The sequence below is a fragment of the Caballeronia sp. GAWG2-1 genome, from assembly GCF_023631405.1.
In the GTDB taxonomy this organism is placed as follows: domain Bacteria; phylum Pseudomonadota; class Gammaproteobacteria; order Burkholderiales; family Burkholderiaceae; genus Caballeronia.
This window is the reverse complement of the sequence record NZ_JALQDD010000038.1, coordinates 29,598-53,024: the sequence shown is the minus strand read 5'-3', so window position 1 is coordinate 53,024 and position 23,427 is coordinate 29,598. Positions and strand designations below refer to the sequence as shown.

Here is a 23,427-nt window from a genome sequence, read left to right as displayed (position 1 = left end):
CCCTCGAGTCTAGTCATTTGATCGCGCTTGGAGAAAGGCCGTATCGTCATGCGCTTATTACCGTCGGAAGAATATGCAAAGCGTGGATGCATCTATAAGCGGCATCCATGAGGCTGGCGCGCCGTCTTGCTCCGACGAACCCGCGCATTTCAGATTCGCACGCTATTTGTCTTCCCGCCCGCGCGCCAGCGGCATGTCGCCCTTTCGCTATACATACGTATAAATGCCGAAGGTGTTTGCAGAAGCCATGATGTCGTCAGATTGACACCGGCCCGTCAGGCGTTTCCAAGAAGCGAACGCCCCGGCCCGATGACGTGGCCCGTGATTCGCCATGCGCGGATCACGGTTCGATCAACCGCGCCAAGGTCCGCCGGGCTAGCGCGCAGCCTTGGTGGATGCTCCGATGAATCTCGACGCTCTCGACCTTTCGCGCCTTCAGTTCGCCTTCACGGTCTCGTTTCACATCATCTTTCCGGCATTGAGCATCGGGCTTGCGAGTTTCATCGCCGTGCTCGAAGGCTGCTATCTCAAGACCGGCAAGCCGCATTACAAGGTGCTTTGTCTCTACTGGTCGCGCATCTTTGCCGTGGGCTTCGGCATGGGCGTGGTGTCGGGCGTGGTCATGGCCTATGAGTTCGGCACTAACTGGTCGGGCTTCGCACGCTTTGCCGGACCCATCACCGGTCCCTTGCTCACCTACGAAGTCATGACCGCCTTCTTTCTCGAAGCGGGCTTTCTCGGCATCATGCTGTTCGGCTGGGAGAAGGTCGGCCCGAAAGCGCATTTCGGCGCGACGATCATGGTGGCGATCGGCACGCTGATCTCCACGTTCTGGATTCTCTCGTCCAATAGCTGGATGCAGACGCCGCAAGGCTTCAGGATCGAGAACGGACACGTGGTTCCGGTCGACTGGTTCGCCATCGTGTTCAACCCGTCGTTCCCGTATCGGCTCGCGCATATGACGCTTGCGGCGTTCATCGTCGCCGCGCTCGTGGTTCTGGCAACGGGCGCATGGCATCTGCTGCGCGGCAGGCGCGACGCGGAAACGCGAACCATGGTGTCGATGGCGCTCTGGCTGCTGCTCGTGCTCGCGCCGGTTCAGGCGCTCGTGGGCGACCAGCACGGTCTCAACACGCGGCGCTATCAGCCTGCGAAGATCGCGGCGATAGAAGGCCTTTGGCAAACCGAGAAAGGCGGCACGGCGCTCAATCTCATCGGCTTTCCCGATATGAACGCGGAAGTCACGCGTCACGCGATCCAGATCCCGCATCTCGGCAGCTTGATTCTCACGCATAGCTGGGACGGCGAGATTCGCGGGCTCAAGGACTTTCCCAAAGCGGACCGGCCGAATTCGTCGCTGATCTTCTGGACCTTCCGCGTGATGGCCGGTCTCGGCATGCTGATGATTCTCGTCGCCGTGACGGGTAATCTGCTCAGGCGCGGCGGACGCTTATTCGAAGCGCGCTGGTTCCAGTGGACCGCCGTCCTGATGGGCCCGACTGGTTTCATCTCGCTGCTCGCCGGATGGATCACGACGGAAGCGGGCCGCCAGCCCTGGGTGGTCTATGGCGTGTTGCGCACCTCCGATGCAGTCTCGCCCATCACACAGGCTTCCGCCGGGCTTTCCCTGCTGCTGTTCGTGCTGGTGTATTGCCTCGTCTTCGGCATCGGGCTCTACTACATCTTCCGCATGATCGGCCAGGGACCGCAAGGAACGCCGCCGCTGCCTGCCGACGCCACGCGCGATCCCACCGAAGCCACGGGCCGCCGCCCCTTCTCCGCCGTCTCGCGCTAACCGTGCGGCACGCCAAATCACGTGAGGTGACGACATGGATCTGACAATCGTTTGGGCGGCGATCATCGCCGCAGGCATCTTCATCTACGTGGCGCTCGATGGCTTCGACCTCGGCGTCGGCATGATCTTCCCGTTCTTTCCCGACGATGCCGAACGCGACCTGATGATGCACAGCATCGCGCCGATATGGGATGGCAACGAAACCTGGCTCGTGCTCGGCGGCGCCGCGTTGTTCGCGGCCTTTCCGCTTGCGTATTCGATCGCGCTGTCGGGGCTTTACCTGCCGATCATCTTCATGCTGGTATGTCTGATCTTTCGGGGCGTGAGCTTCGAAGTGCGCGCCAAGGCAACGCGCACGAAAAATATCTGGAACCTGTTCTTCATCTGCGGCTCGGCTGGCGCGAGCTTTTTTCAGGGCGTGATTCTCGGTGCCTATCTGCACGGCATACCCGTGAGCCAGAACGCATTCTCGGGCGACCCGTTCTTCTGGATCGCACCTTTTCCGTTTCTCACAGGGCTTGGTCTCACATGCACTTATGCGCTGCTGGGCGCGGGTTATCTCGTCCTCAAGACGGATGGCGATCTGCAACGACGCATGCGCGCGCTCATCCTTCCGCTCACGGCCGTGCTGCTTGCGTTCATCGCGGTCGTATCCGTGTGGACGCCGCTCACCGATGCGCGCATCGCCGAACGCTGGTTTCATTCGTCGTTTCATCTTTGGCTGTATTTGGTGCCGGTCGCGGTGGTGCTGACGGCGGTCGCCATGTACTTCGCGATCAAACGCGAGTCAGAGGCCGGTCCGCTCGCTATCGCGCTGCTGCTCGTGTTCCTGGGATATATCGGGCTGCTCTTGAGCGTGTGGCCTTATGCGTTGCCCGGCAGCGTGACCTTATGGGAGGCGGCATCGCCGGAAACGAGTCAGGCGTTCACGCTCGTGGGTGCGGTCATCATCATCCCGATCATTCTGGCTTATACGACGGTGGGCTACTGGGTGTTCCGGGGCAAAGTGAAGCCCGGCTCGGCTTATCACTAATCTCGCGCGGAGGATGACGCTTATGAAACCGAGCCCGGCACTCCGCCGCTTTCTCTGGTTCGTGCTGCTCTGGTGCGTGGGTGTGGCGGGTACCGCGCTCATTACTTACCCGTTCCACTATCTGGCCGTCAAGGCGATGGGGCATTGACCGAGGCGACGTTCTCGCGCAAAGAGCATCGACAAAACGTCCACACGCAGGCGTATTCGCGTTGCCAAAGCGGCGATCCGGGTTGCGATGCATGCCGGGCGTCTGGATTGCTGGCATGAGGAGATTGCCGCCAAAATCTCCACGCCATCGCCATGACTACCTTGCGCCTGATTCTCGGCGACCAGTTGAACACCGCGCATAGCTGGTTCGTCGAGCCCGACGCCACCGTGCATTACGTCATGATGGAGGTGCGGCAGGAGACGGATTACGTGCTGCATCACGCGCAGAAGATCATCGCCATCTTCGCGGCGATGCGCCGTTTCGCGGACGGTTTGCGTGAGGCTGGACATCGCGTTCACTATCTGAAGATCGACGATACGGCCAACGAGCACTCCGTTCCCGCGAATCTGGACGCGTTGATTGCGTCGCAGGGAATCGATCGCTTCGAGTATCAGGCACCCGACGAATGGCGGCTCGATCATCAGCTCGACGCTTATGCGAAGGCGCTGCCGATCGCCACGCAAATGGCCGACAGCGAACACTTCTTCACCGGGCGCCACGAAACGAAGCAGTTCTTCGACATCCACGGCAAAGGACAATGGCTGATGGAGCGGTTCTATCGGCATATGCGTACCCAGCATGGCGTGCTGATGGAAACGGAGCATCGGCCAGCAGGCGGCCAGTGGAATTACGATCACGACAATCGCCGCGCATGGCATGGCGAACCGCCGCCGCCCGAAGACCCTCGGCCGGTACATGACCATTCGAAGCTATGGCGCGATATCGTCGCCGCAGGCGTGAACAGCTTCGGCAATCCGCAGGCCGCGCGTATTCGCTGGCCGCTCGATCGTGCAGAAGCGCTCCAGCATCTCGCGCGCTTCATCGAGGAAGCCTTGCCTAACTTCGGCGCATGGCAGGACGCAATGAGCACGCACGAGCCGCGTCTCTTCCACTCGCAGCTTTCGTTCGCGCTCAACACGAAGATGCTCAACCCGCGCGAAGTGGTCGAAGCGGCTGAAGAGGCGTATCGCGCGCACCGTGCCGAATTGCCTTCGGTGGAAGGCTTCATTCGGCAGATCATCGGCTGGCGCGAATACATTCGCGGCGTGTACTGGGCGCAGATGCCGCGCTACGCAAGCAAGAACGTGTTCCGTCACAAGCGCGCGCTGCCGCAGTGGTTCTGGTCCGGCGACACTCGCATGCGTTGCCTGAAGCATGCGGTCGGCCAGTCGCTCGAAGAGGCGCACGCGCATCATATTCAACGGCTGATGATCATCGGCAATTTTGCGTTGCTCGCGGGTCTCTCCGTCCCCGAAGTCTGTGCGTGGTATCTCGGCGTTTATATCGATGCCTTCGAATGGGTCGAGTTACCCAACACGCTAGGCATGAGCCAGTTTGCCGACGGCGGCTTGATGGCGAGCAAACCTTATGTTTCGAGCGCCGCGTACATCGACCGCATGAGCGACTACTGTAAAGGCTGCGCATACGACAGAAAAGGCCGCAACGGAGAAGACGCTTGTCCCTTCAACGCGCTCTACTGGGACTTTCTCGCGCGCAACGAGGCGACGCTCGGGCGTAATCATCGGCTTACGATGATCTACAAGCAGTTGAGCCGGATGCCCGATGAAGAACGCGCGGCCATAGCCACGAAAGCGCGTGCGCTGAAGGCGAATCTGGATTCGCTATGATGGCCCGCACGGTGTAACGTTGGCTGGCACGCAGCGCTTGAGAACTGGACTTCACTGGAGACATGACATGAAGCACTTGCCGAGATTCCGGCCTCTGATTTGCGCGACGGCCATCCTGCTCACCGGTTGCGCCACCAGCATGCAGAACGGCACGACGCATCTTAGCCCTGCACAGTGCCGCGATCTGACCGCGCTCAAGAACAATGCGCCGATCACATCCGAGCGTAATCGCAGCGAATTGGCGGCGCTGGAAACAGCGGGCTATCACCCGTCCATGTTTTTCGATCCGTATTACCCCGACGATCTGCAAGCGGCGCAACGTCAGGTGGATCGTTGGTATCAGGTGGAATGTCAGTCGATGCCGCCAAGCTGAAGCGCCGCGTGCCGACTCGGGACGAGGGAACGCGCCCGATATAATCAGGTTTTGACAAACGAGGATCTCGCATGAAATTCGTCATTGCTTTGCTTGCTGCTTCGACTCTTGCATCGACTGCATTCGCTGCAAACCCGGTCGACAAGTTGCCGTCGGGTGTCGTCGTCGAACACATCAAGCAAGGAACGGGACCGCAACCTACCGCCGACGACGTCGTGCGCGTGAACTATCGCGGCACGCTCGCGAACGGCACCGAATTCGACGCGTCGGACAAGCACGGCGGCCCGGCCAGCTTCCCGCTCGGTCGCGTGATTCCCTGCTGGACGCAAGGCGTGCAGAAGATGAAAGTCGGCGGCAAGGCCAAGCTGACGTGCCCGGCAGCGACCGCTTACGGCGAACGCGGTATAGGCTCGATTCCGCCGAACAGCGATCTCACGTTCGAGATCGAGTTGCTTGGCATCGGAAAGTAAGCCGTTACCAGGATCGCTCAAAGGCATGCTGCCTTGCCCGGAAGTTGTCCGGCAAGGCAGCATGCAAGGGCGCTCGCCGCACCGGTCAATCAGGCAGCCGCTTCACGCAACGGCGCCGGCGGAACAACCGTTTCGACACGACCGGTCTTTACGTCATAGACCAAACCCGACACCACAAGATCATCCGGCAGCGTCGTATTGGCCTTGAGCGCCGCGACGTCCAGCGCGACTGCCTGGTAGGGCTCGGTAATGGCAAGGGCATCGAGCGCGGAAGGCTCGACATCGAGATACTGCGCAAGCAGCGCAGGCGCATGCCGATGGCATCCGATGATTCCGCAATCCGTATGCTGAAGCACCACGAGGTTGCGCCCGCCATTCGGGCGTCCGGCCGCACGCGCCACGACGCTCAGCACGGCCAGCGTTTCGAGCAATGATCGATTGAGACGCCCGCCCACGTTGCGAATCACCGCCGCTTCGCCTTGTTCCAGCCCAAGCACGGCGGCAGGATCGACACGCGGATCCACACAGCCAACGACAATCGTCCCCAGCGACGGCAGCATCTTCAGTTCAGGCTCGAACCGCGTTTGAACGAAGTGCGCGTTACGTTCCGCGATGAGATGGTTGAAGTCCATGTCCTTTCTCCTGGCGATCAGGGCAAATAGCCCGATGGTTGTATTCGGTGCGCGGCGCCCGCTCGAGACATACTTTTAGACCAAGCCTTCGCGGCTTTAAAGGACCGCCACTATCTGCTCGGCTGCGGCCCGGGCGATTTGCGACGCAATGTTCGTCGTCTCACTCGATGCGAGCGGATGCGGAAATCGCTTGTACCTTAACGTTCCGCGCCGTTACGATCCATGTCGTAGTTGCCACCATTCAGGACATCACACGGCGGGACTAACCATGCATCGGATCGGTTTCATCGTGCCGCAAAGGTTTCAGATGATGAGTCTTGCGGCCTTGACGGCGTTCGAACTGGCGAACCTTCCGCCGACCGGCCCGTACTACGACATTCGTCTGTTGTCCGAACACGGTGGCTTGATCGAGTCGTCGGGTGGCATGACGCTTTCGACGGAGGCTTTCGACGACCCGGCTTTCGACACTGTCATCGTCGGGTCGATCACCGAACTCAAAATGCCTTCATTCGATGCGAATCTGATCGCGTTCGTGCAAGCGGCGGCCAAGGCATCGAGACGGATTGCTTCCATTTGCAGCGGCGCTTTCGTGCTCGCCGAAGCAGGACTGTTGGACGGACGGCGCGCGACCATGCACTGGGCGCATGCACCCGAATTCAGGGCGCGTTTTCCGGACGTGACGACGGACGAGGACCGGATCTTCATCAACGATGGCCCGGTCTGGACCTCGGCCGGCATGACCGCCGGCATCGATCTCATTCTGGCGCTGATCGACAATGACCTCGGCCCGGATGCCGCGAAGCTCGTCGCCCGGCTTCTCGTGATGCATCAGCGTCGGCTCGGCGGGCAGAAGCAGCATTCCGCGTTGCTTGAGATGACGCCTAGGTCCGATCGTATCGAGTTGGTCGTCGCGCACATTCGCCGCAATCTGCGCAATCCACTCACGGTCGAGGAACTCGCGGCGGTGGCGAACCTTAGCCCGAGGCAATTCAGCCGAGCGTTCATGGCCGAAACGGGTCAGTCGCCGGCCAAGGCCGTTGAACAGATTCGGCTGGAAGCCGCGAGATTCATGATCGAGCAAGGGCGTCACACGATCAACGTGGTCGCCGATGAAACCGGCTTCGCCGACCGCGAACGCATGCGTCGCGCGTTCTTGCGGACCTTTGGCGTACCCGCCGATGTGCTGCGCAGGAACGCACGCAGCGAACTGCGTTGAAAACTAGCTGATCGTCGCTTGTGAATGACCGTTCTTTTCATGCAGGCATCGCATTGCTCGACTAATAGCAGCGACATGTGCTTTTATGTTGCGTCGCAACATTTATCGGCCTATCATGGGCCTGTGCATTGCTCGCGGTTCCACTAGCCGCGCTCGCATCGTCAAGTTGCAGTCGACAATCGACAATCGTCAGTAGGCCATCCGCCTAGTTTCCACTATCAAAGGAGCGCCTACATGGCCGCATCTACGTCCGCTTCCCCCCTTCGCGACCTCTCGACCAGCTGGCTCGAAACGCTCTCCGACGCAAGCGAGATGTTCCGCGCGACCTCGCAGGTGGTGGGACATCGCACGGTCCGCATGGCAATGGCGGGACCGTTGCCGAGCGAGCGCGATCAAACCGAATTCAGTTTGATGAGCACCGAAAAGAAAGAAGCCGCGACGGAAGCGTTGCAAGCGCTCGGCTCCGGCTGTCTCAGCCTCGCCATCACGCTCGCCGCCGACACGACGCGGCTCATCTGGGAAGCCTCTTCCGCGACTATCGCGCTGGCATCCAGCCAGACTGCGTCACAATGGCTGGAGCGGCAGGCCGTTTTGCTTGGCGTCGTCAATAATGCGCCGATCAATCCGCTGCGTCTGGCCAATTCGGCCACGCACGTGATCCAGGAAACGCTTGCTCCCATTCACGACCGCGCGACAGCCAATGCCAAACGGCTAGGTGCCTTGTGAGCACCGCGACTGTCCCGCTACGGCGCCGACGTGCCGCCGCGCGCCAGTCGAAAAGCGGCGAAGCGAAGGCAGATATCGTGGTGAACCTTCAGGGCGTATCGGAAACGATGCTGTGGACGCTGTATGACCGCGCGTGCGAGGCCAGACGGCCGAACCCCGTGTTGTCCGATCCCGAGAGTTCCAGAATCTGCGCTGCGATCGATTACGACTTCGCGGGACGCTTCGGTGTCCCGGACGGCTCGTTCGCGGCACGCGCCGCCGAAATCGATCATCTGGTCTTGCGCTGGCTCGAAGATCATCCGAATGGCGTTGTCGCTTCGCTGGGCGAAGGCCTTGAAACTCAGGCACACCGTGTCGATAACGGCCGCATGAAGTGGCTCACCGTCGACCTTCCCGCTGCCATCGCGTTTCGGGAGAATTTTTTGCAGCCATCGAAGCGCTTTCGTCACATTTCGGCGAGCGCGCTCGATCCGCTGTGGGCAAAAGAGATCGATTCGGACGGCGATGTGCTGGTCGTCGCTCAAGGCTTGCTGATGTACCTCGACCCGGCGGCGGTGAAGCGCCTGTTCAACGATATCGCCGCGCGCTTTCCCAAAGCCCAGATGATCTTCGATGTCATACCGCAATGGTTTTCGTCGCTGACCATGTGGGGTGTGATGAAAACGCCGTACTATCGCTTACCGCCAATGCCGTGGGGCATCGATACCAACGACATCGAAGCTTGTCTGCGCGCGTGGTCACCGGGCATCGAATCGGTGAGCTTGCTCGAATACCGCGCGCCGCGTGGCTGGCCGAGGCTCGCGGACAACTTGATCCGCATGCATCCGGGCAGCGAAAAGTATCTGCCGTGTCTGGTGCATGTGACGCTGGGCCGGTAGGATTATTTCACTTTCGCTTTGCTTCTGCGTGCAAGTCGCGGGGCGCATGACTCGACACCTGAGTCGTTTGCCAGTTCCAAACGCCTTCCCAGGCAACCATCTTCCGTCTACCGATACTTCCTGTGCGCGTCTCCACGGGTGCTGTCGCAGTCCGTGCTGGCAATCGAACGAACCTCCCCCGCTCGTCTACCGCTTGGCCTGCAAGCCACGCAAGCCCTACCGCAAGTCCTACGCGTTCCCCATCGAAACCGCCTTTTTTGACATTCGGAACGATTCATGCTGATTGTTAAGGATCACCGAGGGTCGTGGTCAGGGGATGTCTCCTGACGCGGTGATTTCGCCGGGCAGAGAGTCGACAGACCCGCCATTGCGCGCCGCCCGTGGCAGGCCCGTCGCGGGTGCTTTTTGGCTTTTGCCGAATACCTCGGGCGCCTTGCCATTGCGCTTGCAACAGACCTTCAACTGGAATCAAGGGACGACATGAACTACAAACCCATGCCTTCGGGTAATGCAGAGCAGCACCCCGCCGATAAAACCGATTCGCTGACTGACGACGAAGTCCAGGAAAAACTGGATAACGGCGACAGTGAGAAGATCGACTCGGTGCTCGACGATCTGGATGTCACGGACAGCCCGGAGCACAAGGATCAGGCAGACAAGCCGGCTACCTAAAATACGACGTCGTAGAGCACGAGAGGCGCTCATTGAAACGCGGGCACTCGATGTCGCGAATCGCGCGGCGCTTGAGCGTTGCCGAGGGTAAAGCACGGACCAAGCCGAAAAGCGAGCGCAAACCGCTTGGCGGCAGCTTTGTCTTCGTGGCGGTGAGGCTTCGATGGCGTATCGAACCATCATTCGCCCCCGGTGCTCAACCAGCTCGTGCAAATAATCCCTCGCAGCCGGCGCAGAGCGCGCAAACTGCGTGTCTGCGGAAACGTTCTGCGAGCAGCGATCATGCACTCACCCATACATGGCCCACGACCTTTCGTCGAACAGAACCGGGGACTCGACCCGCGCCGGGACGATCTGTTCTTCGCGGCCGCCACCACCACGCGCACGCCCATGCTGGTGGCGGACGCGCGCCTTCCCGACTACCCGATCATTTTTGCCAACGATGCCTTTCGCAAGCTCACGGGTTACACCGACGCCGAGATCTACGGCCGCAATTGCAGGTTTCTGCAAGGTCCGGACACCGACCTGACGGCGCTTGCCGATCTCCGCGTCGCGCTGAAAGAAGGCAGAGAGTTTGCCGCCGAAATCCTGAATTATCGAAAGGACAAGACGACATTTTGGAACGAGCTTTTCATTGCGCCCATCTTCACCGAAGAGAACGAACTCGTGTACTTCTTCGCGTCCCAGGTCGATGTGAGCCGCAGGCACGAAGCCGAAGAAGGTCTGCATCAGGCGCGGAAAATGGAAGCGCTCGGTCAACTGGCCGGCGGCGTGGCGCACGATTTCAATAACCTGCTGCAAGTCATGGTCGGTTATGTCGATCTGCTCGACCTCAGCGTCAAGACCGATGCACGCGACGAAACCATCCTGAAGAACATCGCCAAGATTCGCGGCGCGGTCAAAACGGCGTCGTCGCTCACACAGCAAATGCTGTTGTTCGCGCGCAAGCAGGTGCTGGTCGGGCGCACGGTGAACCTGAACGGCATCTGCGACGACTTGTTGGAACTCGCGCGTCACACGCTCGGCGACACCATTTCAATCCGCACGGAATTTGCCAGTGACTTGCGCAATTGCCAACTGGACGTCGGGCAACTCGAAATGGCCATGCTCAATATCATCCTGAATGCGCGCGACGCATTGAGCGGCCAAACCGACGCGCAAGTGCTCCTGCGCACGGATAACTTCGAACTGACGAAGGCCAATTCAACAGGCCTCGTCGATCTACCCGAAGGACGCTACGTCACGCTATCCATCACCGACAACGGCACGGGCATGACGCCGGAAGTCGCCGGCAAGGTGCTGACGCCGTTCTTTACCACCAAGGGCCGTGGCAAGGGCACGGGGCTTGGCTTGAGCATGGTGGCTTCGTTCGCGCGTCAGACAGGCGGCGCGCTCACCATATCGTCCGATTACGGCGTCGGCTCGACGCTCACGTTCTATTTCCCCTCGGTGGATGTGGCCGAGGAGGCGTCGCAAGATACCTCGCACGTGATCAGCCAAAGGGGAACCGAGAAAGTACTGATCGTGGATGACCGGCGCGACGTGGGCGAAGTCGCGCAAGCCATGCTCGACGAAATGGGCTATTCGACGAAGCTCGCGCTCAACGCAGCGGACGCGCTCGCCATTCTCGCATCCGACGAAGCATTCGATTTGCTCTTCACGGACTTCGTGATGCCGGGTGCGTTGACCGGCGCGGGGCTCGCGCGCGAAGCCAAGCGTCTGAAGCCCGAACTGCGTGTACTGGTGGCGACGGGCTACGCCGAAACCATCGAGGATATCGCCGATGCAAATGGCGTGCGCTTCAAGGTCATCCACAAGCCTTATCGTCAGGCCGATCTTGCACGCGAAGTACGCCTGGTGCTGGACGACCCGCGCTGGCGATAACGGCGCCGTGCCTATCCGCTAAAACCGTTCGATCCTGCACGACCTCCCCCGCTTCAGATGCGACGCTCACGTCATGGCAGCAACGCTATCAACGTCCGGGAGTCGTCATGGCAGATCATCGGAAAGTGCAAGGCATCGAGCTCTACGACAGCCCGGCAGGCGGCTGGGGCGCGCTCAACGCCACCGCGCGCGCCGTGCGGCAGCAAATGGACGCCTTCAAGGCGCCGCTCACGCTCTTGCGCACCAATCAGCCCGACGGCTTCGACTGCCCCGGCTGCGCGTGGCCGGATAAAGAGCATCGCTCGACATTCCAGTTCTGCGAGAACGGCGCCAAGGCCGTGACTTGGGAAGCCACCAAGAAGCGCGTCCCGCCTGAATTCTTCGCCAGACACACCGTCACGTCTTTGCTCGAATGGTCCGACTACGACCTCGAAAACGAAGGCCGCCTGACGCATCCGATGGCCTACAACAAGACCACGGACAAATACGAGGCCATCGAATGGGACGCCGCGTTCAGGCGCATCGGCGAAGTCATGCGTTCGCTCGCCTCGCCGGATGAAGCCGAGTTCTACACGTCGGGGCGCGCATCGAACGAAGCCGCCTTCCTGTACCAGCTTTTCGCACGCGAATACGGCAGCAACAACTTCCCCGACTGCTCGAACATGTGCCACGAAGCGACGAGCGTCGGCTTGCCGCAATCGATCGGCATCGGCAAGGGAACGGTCTCGCTCGAAGACTTCGATCATTGCGAACTGCTCATCGCGATGGGACACAATCCCGGCACGAACCATCCTCGCATGATGGGCACGCTGTGGGAAATGGCGCGGCGCGGCGTGCCCATCATCGTGTTCAATCCGTTGCGCGAGCGCGCGCTGGAACGTTTCGCCGATCCTCAAGACGCCGTCGAAATGGCCACCATGCGCTCGACGGACATCGCCTCTTCGTACTATCAGGTGAAAGTGGGCGGAGATGCGGCGGCGCTCAAGGGCATTCAGAAGGCGATCATCGCGCTCGACGACGCCGTCGATGCCGACGGCACCGTCATCGACCATGAGTTCATCCGAGGCCACACGAACGGCTACGAAGCCTTCGTCGCCGATCTGCACGCCACCGAATGGGCCGATATCGAGAAAGCCAGCGGCCTCACGCGCGACGAACTCGAACTCGTCGCGCGCGCCTACGTGAAGTCGAACGCGACCATCGTCACGTATGGCATGGGAATTACGCAGCACAGCAAGGGCACGGCCAACGTGCATCAGATCGCCAATCTGCTGTTCATGCGCGGCAACTTCGGCAAGCCGGGCGCGGGCATCTGTCCGTTGCGCGGACATTCGAACGTGCAGGGCAATCGCACGGTCGGCATCACCGAAAAGCCGCCCGCCGACATGCTCACGCGCATGGAAGCGACTTACGGCTTCGTGCCGCCCAAGGCGCATGGGCACGACGCCGTGCGCGCGATTCAGGCCATTCTCGATGGCAAATCTAAGGCGCTGTTTTGTCTGGGCGGCAATTTCTCGGTCGCCCTGCCCGACTCGACCAAATGCTTCGCCGCCATGCGCAAGCTCGATCTTGCCGTGCACATCAACACCAAGCTCAATCGCAATCACCTTCTCACGGGCAAGGAATCGTTCATCTTCCCTTGTCTCGGGCGCACGGAGATGGACGAGCAGGCGAGCGGCGCGCAAGCCGTGACCGTCGAGGATTCGATGTCGATGGTGCATGCCTCGCGCGGCAAGCTGCCGCCCGCGTCGCCTTCGTTGCGCTCGGAGCCTGCGATCATCGCGGGCATTGCGCAGGCGACGCTCTTGCATAGCAAAGTGCGCTGGCTCGACATGATTGCCGACTACGACCGCATCCGCGATGGCATCGAAGCCGTATTCTCAGGCTTCGAGCGCTTCAACGAGCGGATTCGCATACCGGGCGGTTTCCGCCTGCCCTTGCCGCCGACCGAACGCGTGTGGACGACGCCATCGGGCAAAGCGGAGTTCATCACGTTTGGCGGACTGAACGAAGAGAATGCGCTCGAAGCCGACGACGTGCTCAAGCTCACGACCTTGCGCAGCCACGACCAATACAACACGACGATCTACGGACTCGACGACCGCTATCGCGGCGTGTTCGGCCGTCGCGATGTGATCTTCATGAACGAAGCGGACATGGCCGTGCAGCAGCTCGAACATGGAGATGTCGTCGATGTCGAAACGGCCCTGCCTGGCCATGCCAACGATGGCACGCAGAAGCTCGCGGGCTTCACGGTCATCGCGTACAAGATCGCTCGCGGCTCCATCGGGGCTTATTATCCCGAGGCGAACGTGCTGGTGCCGCTCGACTACATCGACAAGGAAAGCGGCACGCCTTCGTACAAGTCGGTGCCTGTGCGCATAGCGAAAGCAGCGGCCGCCTAATCCGATGCCTGCGTCCCGAAGCCCGCCGACAAGCCGCTCGCCCGCAGCACGCGCGCCTGCACCGCGCGCTCGACGACACTCTTGCCGCCCGCGCTCGCGATCGTGAGAAAACGCCGCGCCCGAGTAATGCCGGTATAGACCAGCTCGCGCGTCAGCACGGGGCTCAAGCGCTCGGGCAGCACGAGCGCCGCATGCGTGAACTCGGAGCCTTGCGACTTGTGCACCGTGAGCGCGAAGACGGTCTCCACGGCTTGCAGACGGCTTGGCAGCACCCAGCGAATGCGTTCGCTGCCATCGCCCGCGGCGAAGGCTACGCGCAGGCTCCAGGTGCCATCGTGCACCGGCAAGGCAAGCGTGATGCCGATATCGCCGTTCATGAGCCCAAGCTCGTAATCGTTGCGCGTCACGAGCACCGGGCGGCCGAGATACCACTCCGCGTTCGCGGCAATCAAGCCTTCCTCGTGCAGCATGCGTGCAATGCGCTTGTTCAGCCCTTCCACGCCCCACGCGCCGCGACGCAGCGCGCACAGCAACTGAAATGCGTCGTGAGCGTGAAGCACCGCGCGCGCCCACGTGTCGAAGGCGGCGGCGTCGGCGTCGTGGGCGGGCTGCCGCTCGCGCATCGTTTGCAGATAGTGACGATAACCCTGGCGCTCCGGTACTTCGCTGGCGTGCCCCGCCGTGCCTTCCACGGCGAGCGCCTTCAGTACCGCGTCGCTATCCGGCGGACATTCGACGAAGGCGAGATCGTCGTGGCCATGCGACCAGACTTTCTGGACTTCGAGCGCATCGCCCTTGTTGACCGCATCGGCGAGTTGCCCGATACCGCTCGCCGCCGAGAAGCGATGACTCACCCGCAGCATCGCGATGGACTGGTCGAGCGCGCTGCCGTTCGCATCGATGTATTCGCCGTCTAAATGCTCGCCCGTCGCCGCTTCGATCCACGCTTGCGTTGCGGGCGTGTAATGCGCCTTCGATGCGCGTCTGCACAATTCGCCGAGTACCGCGCCCGCTTCGACGGACGCAAGCTGGTCCTTGTCGCCGAGCAGGATCAGGCGCGCGTCCGGCGGCAGCGCGGCGAGCACGGCGTTCATCATCTCCAGATCGACCATGGAGGCTTCGTCGATCACGAGGACATCGAGCGACAGCAAATTCTCCGCATGATGCCGAAAGCGCCGCGAATCCGGCACCGTTCCGAGCAAGCGATGCAACGTGGTCACGGCGACGGGGATCGCCGCGCGGATGTCGGCGCCGTTCGCGAAGGCATCGAGCGGCAGTCGCGCGACCGCGCCCGCGATCGATTCGTTCAGACGCGCGGCGGCCTTCCCCGTTGGCGCGGCGAGGCGAATGCGCAACGCGCGCGCGTCGCCGCCCGTGGCAAGCGCCTGTGCCTGCAATAACGCCAGTAGCTTGACGACGGTCGTGGTCTTGCCCGTGCCCGGCCCGCCCGTCACGATGCTGAAGGCGCTTTTGGCGGCGAGCGCGCAGGCGATCTTCTGCCAGTCGGTCGCCGCCGATGCGGAGGAAAACAGCGTGTCGAGCGCGGCACGCAACGCGGCTGCATCGGGCGCGTTCGCGGAGGCATCGAGCCGTTCGCGAATGGCGCGGCACACGTCCTGTTCGTAGCGCCAGTAGCGCCGCAGATAAAGCCGCGTGCCGGTGAACACGAGCGGCGTCGCACCCGCGCCATGGCCGACGAGCGCGGCATGCGCCAGCGCTTCCTGCCAGCGCGCGAGTGTCAGGCCTTCGAGCACTTTGGATGGCAGCAGGTCTTTTTCCTCGTCGTCGCTCGCGTCCGGGTCGAGATGGCCATCGGGCGGCAACGAGAGCACGAAGCCGGGATCGGCCAGCGTCGCGGCGAGATCGAGGCAGGCGTGTCCGCGTCCGAGTTGATGGCTCGCCAAAGCCGCCGCGAGGATCAGCAGACCGTGCGCGTCGGCGGCTTCGCGGGCGAGGAAACGGGCGAATGCGGCATCGACTTCACGCAGCCATCCACGCTTTACCCAGGCATCGAGCAGATGCGCGGTGTCTTCGGTCGTATCGAAGACGGATTGCGTGGGTTCGCTCTCTTCGAAGGAAAATTCGGCTTGCGTGCCGGACGGCAAAAGGCTCATTCCCACTCCGTTTCTGCGATGACAGCGCGGGCCTCGCCCATGAACAACGCGTCGAGTTGCTCGATCAGCGCGCGTGGCGGACGTTCGGCGTAGAGACCTTGAGTCGGGGCGTCGAGGCCGCGCACGAAGAGATAAACCGCGCCGCCGATATGCTCGTCGTAGTCGTAATCCGGCTGACGCGCCTTGAGCAGCCGATGCAACGCAAGCGTGTAAAGCACGAACTGCAGGTCGTACCGCGAGCGCAGCATCTGCGCGCGAATGCGCTCGGTCGTGTAGGCCGAATCGTCCGAACCGAGCCAGTTCGACTTATAGTCCGCCACGTAATAGCGCCCTTCGTGCTCGAACACGAGGTCCATGAAGCCCTTCAGCATGCCGTTGAGTTGCGCGTGTTCGAGCGTGGGCCGCGCGGCGCCGCCGGCCGTATGCGCGCACACGAGCCGGTCGACGGCGGTCGTGTCGACGTGCCGCGCCTCGAACCAGAACTCCATTTCGGCGAGCGACGTGTCGAGGTCCGCCAGCGCAATGGCAGTCGCGCGCATGCCGTGCGCGGCCTTCACGACGAAACGCGTCGATACGATCTTCAGAATCCACGCGGTGAGCGGCGCGATCCAGCGCTCCCAGCCACGCACGGCGCAGCGCCGCGCGACGAGTTCGCGTAACGCGGCGGGGTCGTCGGCGGTGTGTTGGAAGCCTTGTTGCGCGGCCCATTCCAGCAAGTCGTGCAAAAAGCTGCCTTGCTCCGAGCCACGCGGAAAGTCATGCAGCGTGCGTCCGGACGATGACACCGCGCGCGGTGCATCGGCGTCTTCTTCCTGCGACGCTTCGCTTTGCGCATCGCGCGTTTCGATGAAGACGTCTTCGACCGGCGTATCCGGCGCGGCATGCGTGCCGCCCGACGTCTTGAGACTCGAATAGCTCGCTATCCACCAGGCTTCGCGCACCACGCGCACCGACTTGCGGGCGTCGCTGGCGAGCGCGGTTTCGGCACGCGCGGCAAGGCGCTCGGCGCGAGCCTCGGGTGCGGGCAAAACCGCGATATTCGCCGATGCCCCGAACACATCGCTCAGCCGGTCGAATAATTCGGCCGGGACGACAGGCTCCCGCCCGCCCGTCAAATAACCGATGGCGCTGCGTTCGAGCGCTTCGAGCGGCGCCATGCCGATCCACGTCGCATAGCGCGCGCGCGTCAGCGCCACGTATAACTTGCGCAGGTCTTCCCCGAGGCGTTCGTCGTCGGCCTTGACGAGGATGTCTTCGTCGCCGTCGAGCGTAACGTTGAGCTCGCCGGTTTCATCGTGCCATTTCAAGGGTAGATCCTTCGGCGTCACCGCACGATGCGCGCACGCAAAAGGCAGAAACACGAGCGGATACTCCAGCCCCTTCGATTTGTGGATGGTCACCACCTTGACGAGATCGCCGTCGCTTTCCAGACGCATCTGGCGCGCATCGCCGCCGCTGCCTTCGAGCGCCGCCTCGTGTTCTTCCACCAGATGCCGGATCAACCCGTGCTCGCCTTCGATCAGCACGCTTGCCTGTTGCAGCAGTTCGGCCAGATGCAGCAGGTCGGTCAGCACGCGCTCGCCGTTGCCGGCTTGCAGTTCGAAAAGACGCGCGGGCACGTCGAAGTCGTTGAGAAGGCGCCGCAGCATCGGCAAGACGCCCTGACGCCGCCAGCTTTCGCGATAGCCGCGAAATTGCAGCACGCACGCTTCCCATTGCGTTTCGTTGCTGAAGAGCGCGTCGAGTTCGCCGAAGTCGAGTCCGAGCGTCGGCGTGGAAAGCGCGGCGCGCACGAGCCGTCCGTCTTCCGGTTCCGCGCAGGCGGCAAGCCAATGCACGAGTTCGCCCGCCTGGTCACTCGCGAATACCGAGTCTTTGTCCGACAGATACACCGAACGCACGCCGCGCGCGCGCAACTCCCGCCGGATGGCTTCGGCTTCGGTGCGGTTGTTGACGAGCACGGCGAGATCGGCGGGAGAGAGCGAACGGCGGCCACGCGATCCCTCGAAGCCCGCTTCGCCGCGCTGCCCAAGGTTGAGCAAACGCACGATTTCGCTTGCGCAGCCCGGCGCCATCCGCTGAATGTAGGCGGTCTTGCTCGTCGGCTTGCCGTCGTCGCTGGGCGGCAGGCACCAGACGGTGAGCGCGCGTGGCGTTTCGCCATCGATGACGAACGCATCGTCGCGGCCTTGCGCGCTCACGTTGATGAACGGCACCGGGTTGTCGTCGCCGCTGCGAAACAGGAACGCGCCTTCGCCATCCGCGCGCGCTTCGGCCATGTCGAAGCAATGGTTGGCGGCATCGACCATGGCGGCCGTCGAGCGGAAGTTCTTCGCGAGCGTAAAGAGTTGCGTGCCCGGCGCGCGGCGCGCGGCGAGATACGTGTAGATGTCCGCGCCGCGAAAAGCGTAGATGGCCTGCTTCGGGTCGCCGATCATGATGAGCGCCTGTCCCGCGTCTTGCGCGTGATAGACGGCATCGAAGATACGGTACTGGACGGGATCGGTATCCTGGAACTCGTCGATCAGCGCGACCGGAAACTGATGACGAATGACTTCGGCTAGACGCGCGCCGTTCGCGCCATGCAACGCGGCATCGAGCCGCGCGAGCAGATCGTCGAAGCCCATTTGCGCGCGCCGTGCCTGTTCGCCCGCAAAGCGTTCCGCGACCCAACGCGCCGCGTGCGTGAGAATCTCGGTGCGGCTCGCTTCGAGTGCGATGAGATCGGCCTGCAAGGTCAGCATGGCTTCGAAGGCTTCATGCGACGGCGGCTCGCCTTCGCAATGCTCCGCGAGCGCGGTGGGCGTCAGCCGTGACCACGCGGTGCTCGTCAGATCGGGCATGAGCGCGTGCGGGTCGTGCGCCCATTCGACGAGCGTCCTGAGCCAGCGGTCGCAATCGCTTTTGCCGTAACTGCGCGGCTTGAACCGCTTGGCAAGCCGCGCCTGATCGATCAACTCGCCCATGATCTCGGGCCACGTCTTCCACGGCTCCTTGATCTGCGCGAGACGCAAGGCGCGCGCATCGAGCACATCGGCGGGAGCTTGCGCATCGGGCAAACGCTCGGCTAGGTCAATGAGATTGCGCAGCGTCTTTTGCAACTCGCGCGGACCGGATACCCACGTGGCCACCGTTTCCGCGCGGCGTTCGTCGAGCGGCGCTAAAAACGTGCGCCAGTAATCGCGTACGACTTGCGCCAGCAGATCGCTTTGATCGGTTTCGAGCGTCTGGTCGAAGAGGCTGTCGCTATCGAACGCATGCTCGCGCAGCATGCGGTTGCACCACGCGTGAATGGTCGACACCGCCGCCTCGTCCATCCATTCGGCCGCGAGTTGGAGCCGGCGCGCGCAGGCAGGCCACGCTTCAGGCTCGTATTCTTCGCGCAAGGCCTGCAGCAGGTCTTCGTCGCCAGGGTCGAGCGCTTCGATTTCGCTTGCGTCTTGCTGGAAGTAGCGCGCCGCTTCGGTCAGACGCGCGCGGATACGGTCGCGCAGTTCCTTGGTCGCGGCATCGGTGAAGGTGACGACGAGGATCTCGGGCGGCGTGAGCGGGCGCGCCGCGCCGTTGCCGGGATCGTGGCCGAGCACGAGCCGCACATACAGCATGGCGATGGTGAAAGTCTTGCCCGTGCCCGCGCTCGCCTCGATCAGACTGCGCCCCGCAAGCGGAAAACGCAGTGGATCGAGCGGCTGGACGGTCTGCGAATCGAATGCGTTCATGCCTTGGCAGCCTTCTCTTTCTTGACCACGGTGGAGACGAGCGGGTCGAGCAGATGCTCCGCCAGTTCCACGAATTCGCCGCTTGCCGCGAGCGCGGCGAAGTGGGGATACGCACGCAGCAGCGAGGCATTTTTCTGCACTTCGCCCTTGTTGTAGTCGTCGCCTTCGTACTTGCGGCGCGCGGCGCCGTGCGCTTCGGCGGGCTCGATGCGATGTTTGAAAAGCCACTCGAGCGCGGATTCCAGCGCGAACGGCAGCGGCCGCGTCATGCCGCGCTCCCAGACCTGCAGAAGCGTGGTCATATGCCGCCGCGCCACGCTCGCTTCGAGCGGCGCGAATTCGACGACGCCCTTCTTGCTGACGATCACGGTCGTTACCTCGCGTCCGTCGAGATTCGCCGCGAGGTGTTCCACCCATGCGCCCGTGAGCCTTGCATACCGATACGCCTTGCCCGAAACGAGTTCGCGCGTTTCCATGATGAGGCGTGCCTCGCGGCCATCGGCGTCGGCGCGCCAGTTGCCGAGCCAATCCGCGAGCGCGAGCGTCTGCGTCGCGCCTTCGATCGTGAAGCGCACTTCGCGATCGCGCTCCCTAGCCACCGGCCAGCGCTCGACCTCCTCGCGCCACGCTTCGAAGAGCTTGTCCATCGGTTCGAGCAGCTTGCCGCTCGCGATGTCGCCGAAGCCGCCCGTCGCCAGGTCGCCACGGCGGCGGATCATCGCCATGCGGGTTTCGCGGGCTTCTTCCAGCGCGCCTTCTTGCAACGCGCCCGTTTCGTTCAATATCGATGCCTGCGCGCGGATCAGTTCGTCCTGAAGCTTCCAGATGGCGAGCGCATCGAGCTCGAAAGGCTCGTCGTCCTCGCTCGCCATCTGCTCCACTTCGAACGACACGCGCAGACGTTGCCGGAAGAACTGGCGCACCGGATTCTTCAGAAAGTCGGCGAGTTCGCGCAGCGTGAGCGGCTCTTCGCGCACGAGCGGCGCGAGCGTTGCAAGCGGCGTGTCATCGGATTGGGCGTGCCCCGGTCGGCTCGATGCCCGCCATTCGGCCGCATAGGTAAAGAGCGGCGATGCCTCGTCGTCCGCGTTGAAGTAATCCGCGCTGAACGGTTGCAGGCGATGCTCCACGGTCAGCGCATTCACGAGCGATGCGTCTTCGTCGAAGAGACGCCAGCCTTGCGACAAATGATCGCGCAGTTGCCCGATCAGCACCGAAGGCGGCCGCTCGCTGTTGTCGTTGATGCTGCGCCCGACCCACGAAACATACAGATGGTCGCGCGCCGACAACACCGCTTCGAGCAGCAGATAACGGTCGTCCTCGCGACGCGAGCGGTCGCCCGGCCGGTAGTAGCCGCGCATCAGGTCGAAGTCCATCGGCACGCGCGCGCGCGGATAGTCGCCGTCGTTCATGCCGAGCAGGCAGACGTGACGGAACGGAATGGCGCGCATCGGCATGAGGGTCGCGAAGGTCACCGCACCCGCGAAGAAGCGCTGCGACAGCGCGCCCTGGTCGAGTTGCGAAAGCCAGTAGTCGCCGACGACGGAAAGCGGCAATTCATCGTCGAGGCCCGCTTCGTTGCAGGTGTCGAGCCAGTCCTGCAGCACGTTGTCGAGACGCGCGAACGTGTAGGCGTCTTCGGCGTCGTCGCTCTCGAAGAACGCGACGCGCAGCGCGCGCAGGCGTTCGCACCAGACAGGCACGGTGGCCGGCTCGCGCAGACTGCGCCAGGTGTGATCGAGCGCATCCAGAAGGCGCACGAGCGGCCCGAGCAACGCGGCATCAAGCCCGCCGACTTCGCCGAACGGTTCGATGTCGTTCCACGCTTGCGCATCGCTACCGACGGCGTAGCCGAGCAGCATGCGGCGCAACCCGAACGCCCACGTATGCGGCGCGGCGCTTGCCTGATCGCGCGGCAAGCCGAGACTCGCGCGCTGTTCGGCATGTAGACCCCAGCGCACGTTGGCGCCGCGAATCCACGAACGCAGACGCGGCAAATCGCTTTCCTCCATGCCGAACCGGCGGCGCAACGCGGGCACGTCGAGCAGATCGAGCAGATCGCTCACCGCGAAGCGCGATTGCGGCAGGCCGAGCAACGCCTCGAGCGCGCCGAGCAGCGGATCGGCGGCGCGCTGTCCGCGATCGGCCACGCTGAATGGAATGTAGCGCGGATCGCTGCGCTCGAAGAGACCGAATACCGCCTGAATATGCGGCGCGTAGGTTTCGATATCCGGCACCATCACGATGATGTCGCGCGGCCTCAATTGCGGGTCCGCATTGAACGCGGCGAGCAACTGATCGTGCAGGATCTCGACCTCGCGCTGCGGGCTATGCGCGATATGAAAGCGTATCGACGTATCGAACTCCGGGTCTACTTCGGGCCAGTGGTCGCGGCTTTCCCGCACCGGCCGAAGGTCGCGGATATCGTCCTGCAACTGCTGCAGCATGGTGTCGGCTTCGCGCTCTTCGAAGAGATCGATACGCTGCCCGATACTCGCGAATTGCGGGCTATAGCTCTCGCGCGCCTCGGCGCTGTCGAATTCGTCCAGCAAGCCGATGAAGTCGCGTCCTTGCTTGCCCCACGACGCAAGCAGCGGATGCGCATGCAGATGCAACTGTTCCGGCTGCAATTCGGCGGGCGCGCCTTCGCGACGCGTCTGCCGCGCGTGCGAGGCACGCAGCAATTCCTTGTCGGGCACGATGTCGGCCCAGTAATGCGCGCACGGATTCGGCACGCACATGAGCACCTGCGACCAGCGCGACAACGCCGCCAGCGCTTCCAAGGACTGACGCGGCAGACTCGATATGCCGAACACCACGATGCGGCGCGGCAAGCCCGCCGGCCGCTTGCCTTCCGGCCAGCTCGCTGCGCGCTGCATGAAGGCTTCGTGGACCGCCGCGCGGCCGCCGAGCGACGAGATTTCGTTGGGATTGTCGTGCGGACTTTGTTCGACATCGGCCAGCAGCGCGCGCCAGAGCGCCGCCTGCCAGCGCTGTTCGGCGGGTAGCGCATGCGCCTGCCCGCGCGCGTCGATCACGACATCCTCGCCCGAGGCCCACTTCGCGAGCCAGTCCGCGCGATACATCTGATACTGATCGAACAGATCGGCAATGCGCTCGGCCAGTTGAAAGCGCTTGCGGCGATCGTCGTCATGACGGATGAAGCGCCGCAGCGGTTCGAATTCCTCGCGCCCGACGAGCGCGGGCACCACGCGCATGAGCCGCCAGACGACGCGCGCCTTGTCGAACGGCGAGACTTCCGCGACCGCGTCCGCGCCCAGCACCGCGCGATACGCTTGCCAAATGAAGCGAGAAGGCAGGCTGATATCGAGCGCGGCGGCGATACCGCAACCGCCCTCGCCGCTCGCGGCATCCACATGCGCGGCGAGCGCCAGCTTGAGCCACTGCGCGATACCGTTGCTTTGCACGAGGATGATCTCGTTTTCCAGCGGGGCGAGCGGATAGCGCTTCATCCACTCGACGAGCAGATCGCGCAGCCGCTCGGAGCGGTTGCCGTGGATGAGCATGAGCCCCGGCGACAGCGAATTCGGCTTCAAAAAAGGCTCCGTGAAGAGTTCGACGGCGACAAGACATCGATTCTAAGCGACGCGGCCAGCGGCCCGCGCGCATGGGTAACCTACAAGCCGTCGTCACGCGGCTTGCGCCGGCACAGC

General features: G+C 62.8%; 16 protein-coding genes. 12 read left to right on the top strand and 4 right to left on the bottom strand.

The genetic code is table 11. The features are described from left to right. The first annotated feature begins 403 nt into the window (after window positions 1-403). The 6 genes from NCR98_RS24625 to NCR98_RS24605 all read left to right on the top strand — a co-directional run bounded on the left by NCR98_RS24625 (window position 404) and on the right by NCR98_RS24605 (window position 5,507). Entirely contained in the window at window positions 404-1,795 is a 1,392-nt protein-coding gene (locus NCR98_RS24625; RefSeq protein WP_244830925.1) for a cytochrome ubiquinol oxidase subunit I, read from the top strand. 34 nt (window positions 1,796-1,829) lie between these two features. Further along, window positions 1,830-2,828: a cytochrome d ubiquinol oxidase subunit II gene (gene cydB / locus NCR98_RS24620; RefSeq protein WP_250527591.1), complete on the top strand. Its 999-nt coding sequence runs from the start codon at window positions 1,830-1,832 to the stop codon at window positions 2,826-2,828. Window positions 2,829-2,850: 22 nt separating this feature from the next. Then, on the top strand, window positions 2,851-2,976 hold the full coding sequence (locus NCR98_RS33385) for a hypothetical protein (RefSeq protein WP_255784860.1): 126 nt from the start codon (window positions 2,851-2,853) through the stop codon (window positions 2,974-2,976). Window positions 2,977-3,128: 152 nt separating this feature from the next. Further along, window positions 3,129-4,664, top strand: coding sequence for a cryptochrome/photolyase family protein (locus NCR98_RS24615; protein WP_250527590.1), 1,536 nt, complete (start codon window positions 3,129-3,131; stop codon window positions 4,662-4,664). Between the two features lie 67 nt (window positions 4,665-4,731). Further along, complete coding sequence (locus NCR98_RS24610) at window positions 4,732-5,037, top strand: DUF4148 domain-containing protein (RefSeq protein ID WP_250527589.1); 306 nt, start codon at window positions 4,732-4,734, stop codon at window positions 5,035-5,037. Between the two features lie 71 nt (window positions 5,038-5,108). Further along, a complete protein-coding gene (locus tag NCR98_RS24605) occupies window positions 5,109-5,507 on the top strand; it encodes an FKBP-type peptidyl-prolyl cis-trans isomerase (RefSeq protein ID WP_244830929.1) in 399 nt (132 codons plus the stop codon). Window positions 5,508-5,596: 89 nt separating this feature from the next. On the opposite strand, the gene NCR98_RS24600 is transcribed toward NCR98_RS24605, so the two are convergent. Further along, entirely contained in the window at window positions 5,597-6,139 is a 543-nt protein-coding gene (locus NCR98_RS24600; protein ID WP_250527588.1) for a carbonic anhydrase, read from the bottom strand. Window positions 6,140-6,407: 268 nt separating this feature from the next. On the opposite strand from NCR98_RS24600, the gene NCR98_RS24595 reads away from it, so the two are divergent. From NCR98_RS24595 to NCR98_RS24570, 6 genes are all read left to right on the top strand, one after another. Next, window positions 6,408-7,355: a GlxA family transcriptional regulator gene (locus NCR98_RS24595; protein ID WP_250527587.1), complete on the top strand. Its 948-nt coding sequence runs from the start codon at window positions 6,408-6,410 to the stop codon at window positions 7,353-7,355. A 234-nt stretch (window positions 7,356-7,589) separates the two neighbouring features. Then, window positions 7,590-8,081 (top strand): polyhydroxyalkanoate granule-associated phasin, encoded by a 492-nt coding sequence (locus NCR98_RS24590; RefSeq protein WP_250469213.1) that lies wholly within the window; start codon window positions 7,590-7,592, stop codon window positions 8,079-8,081. Continuing rightward, window positions 8,078-8,959: a class I SAM-dependent methyltransferase gene (locus tag NCR98_RS24585; RefSeq protein ID WP_250469212.1), complete on the top strand. Its 882-nt coding sequence runs from the start codon at window positions 8,078-8,080 to the stop codon at window positions 8,957-8,959. The genes NCR98_RS24590 and NCR98_RS24585 overlap by 4 nt, the downstream gene beginning before the upstream one ends. A gap of 480 nt (window positions 8,960-9,439) precedes the next feature. Next, on the top strand, window positions 9,440-9,631 hold the full coding sequence (locus tag NCR98_RS24580; protein ID WP_244830934.1) for a hypothetical protein: 192 nt from the start codon (window positions 9,440-9,442) through the stop codon (window positions 9,629-9,631). A 282-nt stretch (window positions 9,632-9,913) separates the two neighbouring features. Next, window positions 9,914-11,515: a histidine kinase famiy protein gene (locus NCR98_RS24575; RefSeq protein WP_250494479.1), complete on the top strand. Its 1,602-nt coding sequence runs from the start codon at window positions 9,914-9,916 to the stop codon at window positions 11,513-11,515. Window positions 11,516-11,622: 107 nt separating this feature from the next. Then, entirely contained in the window at window positions 11,623-13,920 is a 2,298-nt protein-coding gene (locus tag NCR98_RS24570) for an FdhF/YdeP family oxidoreductase (RefSeq protein WP_250527586.1), read from the top strand. Here the strand turns inward: NCR98_RS24570 and recD are convergent. From recD to recC, 3 genes are read right to left on the bottom strand one after another with little or no spacing between them, the layout of a single operon-like run. Continuing rightward, window positions 13,917-16,034: an exodeoxyribonuclease V subunit alpha gene (recD, locus tag NCR98_RS24565; protein WP_250527585.1), complete on the bottom strand. Its 2,118-nt coding sequence runs from the start codon at window positions 16,032-16,034 to the stop codon at window positions 13,917-13,919. The two genes, NCR98_RS24570 and recD, sit on opposite strands and share 4 nt — an antisense overlap. Then, window positions 16,031-19,753, bottom strand: a complete 3,723-nt coding sequence (gene recB / locus NCR98_RS24560; protein ID WP_250527584.1) for an exodeoxyribonuclease V subunit beta — start codon at window positions 19,751-19,753, stop codon at window positions 16,031-16,033. The genes recD and recB overlap by 4 nt, the downstream gene beginning before the upstream one ends. Further along, the gene (gene recC / locus NCR98_RS24555; protein ID WP_250527583.1) at window positions 19,750-23,310 is read right to left on the bottom strand and encodes an exodeoxyribonuclease V subunit gamma; all 3,561 of its coding nucleotides are present in this window, start codon (window positions 23,308-23,310) and stop codon (window positions 19,750-19,752) included. Before recC ends, recB begins: the two co-directional genes overlap by 4 nt. Window positions 23,311-23,427 lie beyond the last annotated feature (117 nt).

What these genes read in the sequence shown, in the direction of transcription:
- NCR98_RS24625 (WP_244830925.1), top strand. Translation starts at nt 404, where the DNA reads ATGAATCTCGACGCTCTCGACCTTTCGCGCCTTCAGTTCGCCTTCACG.
- cydB (WP_250527591.1), top strand. Translation starts at nt 1,830, where the DNA reads ATGGATCTGACAATCGTTTGGGCGGCGATCATCGCCGCAGGCATCTTC.
- NCR98_RS33385 (WP_255784860.1), top strand. Translation starts at nt 2,851, where the DNA reads ATGAAACCGAGCCCGGCACTCCGCCGCTTTCTCTGGTTCGTGCTGCTC.
- NCR98_RS24615 (WP_250527590.1), top strand. Translation starts at nt 3,129, where the DNA reads ATGACTACCTTGCGCCTGATTCTCGGCGACCAGTTGAACACCGCGCAT.
- NCR98_RS24610 (WP_250527589.1), top strand. Translation starts at nt 4,732, where the DNA reads ATGAAGCACTTGCCGAGATTCCGGCCTCTGATTTGCGCGACGGCCATC.
- NCR98_RS24605 (WP_244830929.1), top strand. Translation starts at nt 5,109, where the DNA reads ATGAAATTCGTCATTGCTTTGCTTGCTGCTTCGACTCTTGCATCGACT.
- NCR98_RS24600 (WP_250527588.1), bottom strand. Translation starts at nt 6,139, where the DNA reads ATGGACTTCAACCATCTCATCGCGGAACGTAACGCGCACTTCGTTCAA.
- NCR98_RS24595 (WP_250527587.1), top strand. Translation starts at nt 6,408, where the DNA reads ATGCATCGGATCGGTTTCATCGTGCCGCAAAGGTTTCAGATGATGAGT.
- NCR98_RS24590 (WP_250469213.1), top strand. Translation starts at nt 7,590, where the DNA reads ATGGCCGCATCTACGTCCGCTTCCCCCCTTCGCGACCTCTCGACCAGC.
- NCR98_RS24580 (WP_244830934.1), top strand. Translation starts at nt 9,440, where the DNA reads ATGAACTACAAACCCATGCCTTCGGGTAATGCAGAGCAGCACCCCGCC.
- NCR98_RS24575 (WP_250494479.1), top strand. Translation starts at nt 9,914, where the DNA reads ATGCACTCACCCATACATGGCCCACGACCTTTCGTCGAACAGAACCGG.
- NCR98_RS24570 (WP_250527586.1), top strand. Translation starts at nt 11,623, where the DNA reads ATGGCAGATCATCGGAAAGTGCAAGGCATCGAGCTCTACGACAGCCCG.
- recD (WP_250527585.1), bottom strand. Translation starts at nt 16,034, where the DNA reads ATGAGCCTTTTGCCGTCCGGCACGCAAGCCGAATTTTCCTTCGAAGAG.
- recB (WP_250527584.1), bottom strand. Translation starts at nt 19,753, where the DNA reads ATGAACGCATTCGATTCGCAGACCGTCCAGCCGCTCGATCCACTGCGT.